2 protein-coding genes are annotated in these 5,754 nt (G+C 65.7%); both read right to left on the reverse strand.

The window, feature by feature from the left end; translation table 11 throughout:
• Positions 1 to 2,360, reverse strand: a 2,360-nt coding sequence (locus J8I29_RS29470; RefSeq protein WP_348536211.1) for a glycosyltransferase, incomplete at its 3' end; no start/stop codon positions are given.
• A 70-nt stretch (positions 2,361 to 2,430) separates the two neighbouring features.
• The coding region (locus J8I29_RS29475; protein ID WP_209434397.1) for a glycosyltransferase at positions 2,431 to 5,754 on the reverse strand (3,324 nt) is incomplete at its 5' end.

Here is a 5,754-nt window from a genome sequence, read left to right on the forward strand (position 1 = left end):
GGAAAGCCGAACTCGCTTAGGACGGCTGCTTCGGCGGGGCTGACGGTGACGATTTCCTGGCAGAAATGGCCGTGCTTGAACTCGCGGGCCATGGCCTCGCCGAGATCGAAGGGCCGGTTTTCGCGCCGGGCCTGCAATTCCTCGCGCAGCGAGAAGATCGCCTCCGTATCGAGGACGATGCTCGTCTTGTTCGGGTTCAGCTTGAGCTCTTCCAGGGACCCGTGCAGAAAATTCAGGTTGTGGGCCCGGCAGATCCAGATGCAGTCGAAATAAGTCTTCCTGTCGTTGATGAACTTGTTGAAGTCATGATGATTGAGGTCGTGGATGATTTCGACAGTGTCGGGAAAGTCCGCATAGATTTCGGCGAGCGGCGCCGCTGTTCCGTGCACCGGGAAGACCGTGACCTGATAGCCCATTCCGGCCATCACGCGGATGAGGTCGTTGCTGCGCACCGCCCCCGCCCCCAGGCTGCGCAGGGGGATATAATCCTCGATATAGAGGATCTTGGGCTGGGTCCTGCCGGCAAAACGCGCCTCCAGCAGGGCTTCCGGCGTGTTGGCAAAACGATGCTTGAGGGCCTGCAGGTGTTTGGCGTGGAAGGCCTTCTGGTTCTTGTGCATCAGCCCGAACGCCGCGCCCGAATCGCGCGAGCTGCCATATTCGTAGTGATAGACCACCACATTGGGGTCGTAGACGACGCGGTAGCCTTCCTGCCACACCTGCAGGCACAGGTCCGCGTCCTCGTAATAGGCGGGGGCGAATTGCGGGTCGAAGCCGCCGATGCGGGCGACCAGATCGGCGCGCGCCATCAGGAAGACCCCGGAGACGAAATCGACGTCGCGCACGAAATTGGCTTCCGGGCTGAGCGGGGCCCAGTCCCGCATATAGCCGTTGGTCTTGCCGTCCCGCCAGATGATGCAGCCGGCCTCCTGCAGCTTTTCATTGGTGCGGATCACCTTGGCGCCGACCACGCCGATCTTGGGATCGCTCTCCAGCCGCGCCAGGGCGGCGGCGACCGCCCCGGTGGACAGCCTGACATCATTGTTCAGGAACAGGATGGCGGGGGCGTTCGCATGCAGCAGCGCGCTGTTGCAGGCGTGAATGAAGCCGATATTGGTCTCGAAGCGCAGATGGACCATGCCCCTGACATAGCGCTGGATCTGCCTGACCTCGTCGCTCGAGCCGGAGTCGACCAGGATGAGCTGGATGGTGCCGGCGTAATTGTCGCGCAGCGAGGCCAGCGTCATCAGGGTCATGGCCAGGTGGTTGTGCACCACCACGATGACGCAGACCTGCGCCGGGCCCTGGAGGGTGAAGTCGATCGGCCGGCGCGCATGCTGGGGCGCCATGTTCTCGGCATGGCTGAGGAACAGGGCGCGGGCCTGCTTCTCCGGCACGTCGATGGGGGCGCCGGTCGGCGCGAAGGCCAGCCCCTTCAGGAGGCCGACGGTGAGGAGATGGGCGAAGGGCTCGACGACCTTGGCCAGTTCGGCATTGACCACCACGCTGGAGCGGCGGGCCCAGTAATATTGCAGATTGATGAAGCTGGTGGGGTTGCGCAGTTCGTGCTGGCCATAGCGCAGGAAATGCAGATAGGCGTTGCGGAACCACTTGCCCCGGCCGATGACCTTTTCGATGTCGCTGTAGCGTTCGATGTAGAAGCGCTCGCGGAAATATTCGAGCGGGTCGAAGGCCGACGGCTCCGGGTTCGACAGATAGTGGTGCAGCGCGCTCTTGAACCGCCGCTCGGCGACGGCCTGCTCGACCTCGGGATAGTGCAGGAAATACCAGGCGGCATCGAAATAGGGCGTGGTGGGAACATCGCCCCCGTCTTCCTCGATCCAGGTGAGATAATGCTGGAAGGCGCCCATGCCGTCCGGGACGGGATGGCCGGCGGTGTCGGCCATGTGCCGGCGATAGATCTGGGGCGAGAACAACAGATGGGCCTGCCTTCCTTCCTGGGCGCCCCGCTTCAGATAATGGTCGTAGAGATTGGCAAAGCCTCCCTTGGCCAGGGCGGCATCGGTCAGATCCTTGTGGAGCTGGCGGTAGAAGCCCGGTTCGAACAGCCAGTGCGCCGGGCGCTCGTCTCGCCCGCTCAAACAATAGTGCTCGAAACCGCAGGCGACCCGTCCCTCGGCGACCGCCTGGGCAACCTGTTCGTGCTCGCCGACATAGAAAGCCTCGTCGAAGTACCGGTTGGGCGAATGCCCGAGCCTCGCGCCCTGGCTGAGATAGAAGGCCAGCGGATCCGCTTCCCCGGCGGCCATGGGATAGGTCCGCCGGTACCAGTCCGGGTCGAACCGGCCCCATAGCGGCCCGCCGCCCTCCGCCCTTCCCCTGAGCGTGTCCAGAACCACCCCTTCCAACGCCTTCCACTCCCCCTATGCCCGGCGGCGTTCGAGAAGACCCGCCCGCAGAACGCAATTCCTACACTTGCTGCTTGCTGCCTGCCCTGTCGCTGCCGAAGTCGGCAAAGAAGGTCTTGCGCTTGCCCTTCAGCCAGTCGCGGTCTTCCTGGCTGGCATCCTCGTCCTCCACGAAGTCGCCGGTCATGAAGTAGGGCCAGGGCTGCTGTTCGGGCGGGCGCCTGAGGATGTCGCGATAGATCGCGATCAGGTCGCGCGCCTGGTCCGCGGCGGTGCGGGGCTTGACCGCCAGGGCCGGCGGCGAATCCAGATAGCGCTCGGGCGAAGCGTCGATCTCCTCGAGCGTGCTCAACAAGGGTTCGATGCTGGCCACGTCCAGCACCCAGCCATTGACGCCATGCTCGATGCCTTCCCCGATCGCCCCGCGGTCGGAGGCGATCACCCACAGGCCCGCGGCCGTGGCCTCGCGCGAGACCAGGCCGAAGCTTTCGGGCCAGACCGAGGGCACCAGCAGCACGTCCTGCTGGGCGTAGAGCGTGTGCATGTCTTCCTGCTTGGTCTTGCCCACGAAGCGCACCCGCGTCTCGCCCCAGCGCGTTTCCAGCACCGGGCCCCCGAAGCGCTGATGATCGACGATCGTCAGTTCCAGATTGGCAAAGCGCCCCTGCTTGAAGGCGGCCTGCACGAGATGGAAGCCCTTGTGGTGGGTCTCGCCGCTGACCTGGACCAGGCGCACCTTGCCATTGGCGGAGCGGGTCTTGCGCACCCGCTCCATCGCCGGCACGCCATTGGGCACCGACCGCGTCGCCGGGTAGCCGGAGCGATGCATGATCTGCGTGAACGCATCCGAGACCCCCAGGATGGCGGCGGAGCGTTCGAGCAGGAGGCGCAGGCGCCGCCGCCGCTCGAGCGAGCGCCCGATCGACTTGCCGAAGGGTGGCCTGGAGGGCAGCGCCTCCTCCGGCTCGACCGGCGCCCCGGTGACATCGGTCAGGAAATTGTAGTCGGAGACCCACCAGCCGTCATGGATGGTGTTGATATAGGGCACGCCCGCCCGGATGCAGGCGGTCATCAGCGAGGCGCTCCCGCGCTGCGGCGAATGGATATGCACCAGATCGGGCCGCCAGAACTCCAGCACGCGGGCAAACAGCCGCCCGTAGCGCTCGTTGAAGGGGCGCCACTCCTGGATGTCCTCGATCGGGGAATTGGCCCGGAAGACCGGGATCCCCTTATAGTTCTCGACCTTGAGCTGATAGGGCTTGCGGTTGTCATTGTCCGACGTCATCACCGCAAAATCGCATTCGGTGGCGAAGTTCGAGCCGATGAAGCTGTCGATATTGTCCCGGATGACCCGGGTCGAGCCGCCGATGGTCTGCGGCGGGAAGAAGATGTTGAAGAACAGGATGCGCTTCTTGCGCCGGGAGACCTGCAACCGGGTGTCGCTGCGGTTGAAGGCCGGCGCCAGCAGTTCCTTGAACCGCTCGGCATTGCGCTCCAGACTGTAGACGCTCACGGCCTTGGCGCGCGCCGCCTCGGCCATGGCCCGGCGGCGCTCGGGCGAGCGGATCAGGCTCTCCAGCGCCGCCTCCCACTCCTCGGGCGTGCGCGCCAGAAAGGCGTCGACGCCGTCTTCGAGCACTTCCTCGTAGCGGTGGGTGGCGCTGACCACCGAGGGCACGTTGAAGGCGGCCGCCTCCAGCCATTTGATCTCGCTCTTGCCGTTGGTGGTCGGCCCCGGCACGAGCACGGCCATGTTGATGTCCGCCTCGGCCAGCAAGGACCAATAGGACTGCACGTCCCGGGTCCATTCGAGCTGGGTGATGCGCTCGCGCACCGCGTCGAAACGCCCGTCGAGCGACAGATAGCCCACCACCATCAGGCGCACATTGGCGTGGCGCTCCATCAGGTTCAGCAGCGGCCCGCCCACCAGGTCGAGAAAGTCGGCATTGTGCGCCTTGGTGCCCGAGCCGTAGAACAGCACGACATCCTCGTTGCGGCGCACGCGCGGGATGGCCTGCCGGAAATGGTCGGCGTCATGGCTGTCGATGCCGTTGGGCAGCACGAAGCAGCGCCCGGTGCGCACCAGCTTCTCCATATAGCCGGCGAGCAGGGTGGTGGAGGCGATGCCGTAGTCGCACATGGCCAGCGCCGCCCGGAACAGGGGCACCCCCATCTGCAGCGAATGATAGAAGTTCTTGCTGACCGAGGCGCCATAGGTCTCGATCGGCTCGGGATAATGGGTGGCGTCGAAGATCAGGTCGTCGATGTCGTAATAGCTGGGAATGCCGAGCGCCCGGCAGATCGAGATCGCCCGGATGTTCGAAGGCAGGGCCGGCAGGCGATAGAAGATGGCGGCGCTGGCCCCCGGCATGGCGGTGATGAAGTCGTCCACCTCCGCCTGGGTGTAGACCTCCAGCGTGAGGCCGGCCACCTTGGCGATCTCGATCTTCTGGGTCACGCGATAATGCGTGCATTGCCGCAGATCCACATTGGCCAGCATGACGATACGCTGATCGGGCGTGGCCGGCAGCGGCGGGCCGGGCGGATCGAAGGTGTTCCACCAGCCGGCGATGTCGGCGACCACCTTGGTCATGACATCGTCCGCCTCCTGGCGGCGCTCCCGGGCATAGAGCTCCTCGGCCGCCATCCAGGCTTCGCGGAACGCGGCCTCGATGGTCTGGCGCAGCGCCTCGCGCCAGCGGATGTCGCCGCCGGAGGCCGTCCGGGTCTGGAGCAGCACCTCCACCGCCTGCTCCGGCTCGCCCAGCTTCAGGGCGGCCTCGATGGCCTTGACCGCGGTCTGCACCTGGATCGAGCCGGCGTCGATCGCCTGGCGATAGAGCGGCAGCGCCTCCTGCCAGTTCTCCCGCGCGGCCAGGCAATCGGCCCAGCGCTCCCGGTCCGCCGGGCCGAGCGGGCTCTTGCGGTCGACAAAGGCATAGAGGCTGGCCGCACGCTCGGGATTGCGCGCCTTCAACGCCCCCGCCAGCGCCAGCAGGAAGTCCGGCCCGCCGCTCGGCCCGAGCGGAATCTCATGGGCCGGGATCGCGTCGTTGACGATGAGGTGATAGAGCAGGTCCCAGCGGTGCTTGGGCGTCACGCCGGGCCGGTTGCCATAGGCCCGCCAGTCGAACCCGGCCGGATATTCGAGCAGGCCCAGCCCATGCAGCCTGAGATGCTCGGCCGCATTGCCGGGCACCTTGGCCTTCAGGCCCGTGAACAGCCAGTATTTGTAGAGTTCGACCCGATCCTTGCCGGCCTGGGCCGGATTGGCGTCGGCAAAATAAACCGGATCGAAGGCATGCCCGAAGGAAATCGGCGCCAGGCGCTCGAACCCCTCCCGCATCATCGCCCGCAAAGCCTCCTGCTTGTTCGACACCTGCCC

Source organism: Labrys sp. LIt4, assembly GCF_017813775.1.
Classification (GTDB): Bacteria; Pseudomonadota; Alphaproteobacteria; order Rhizobiales; family Labraceae; genus Labrys; species Labrys okinawensis_A.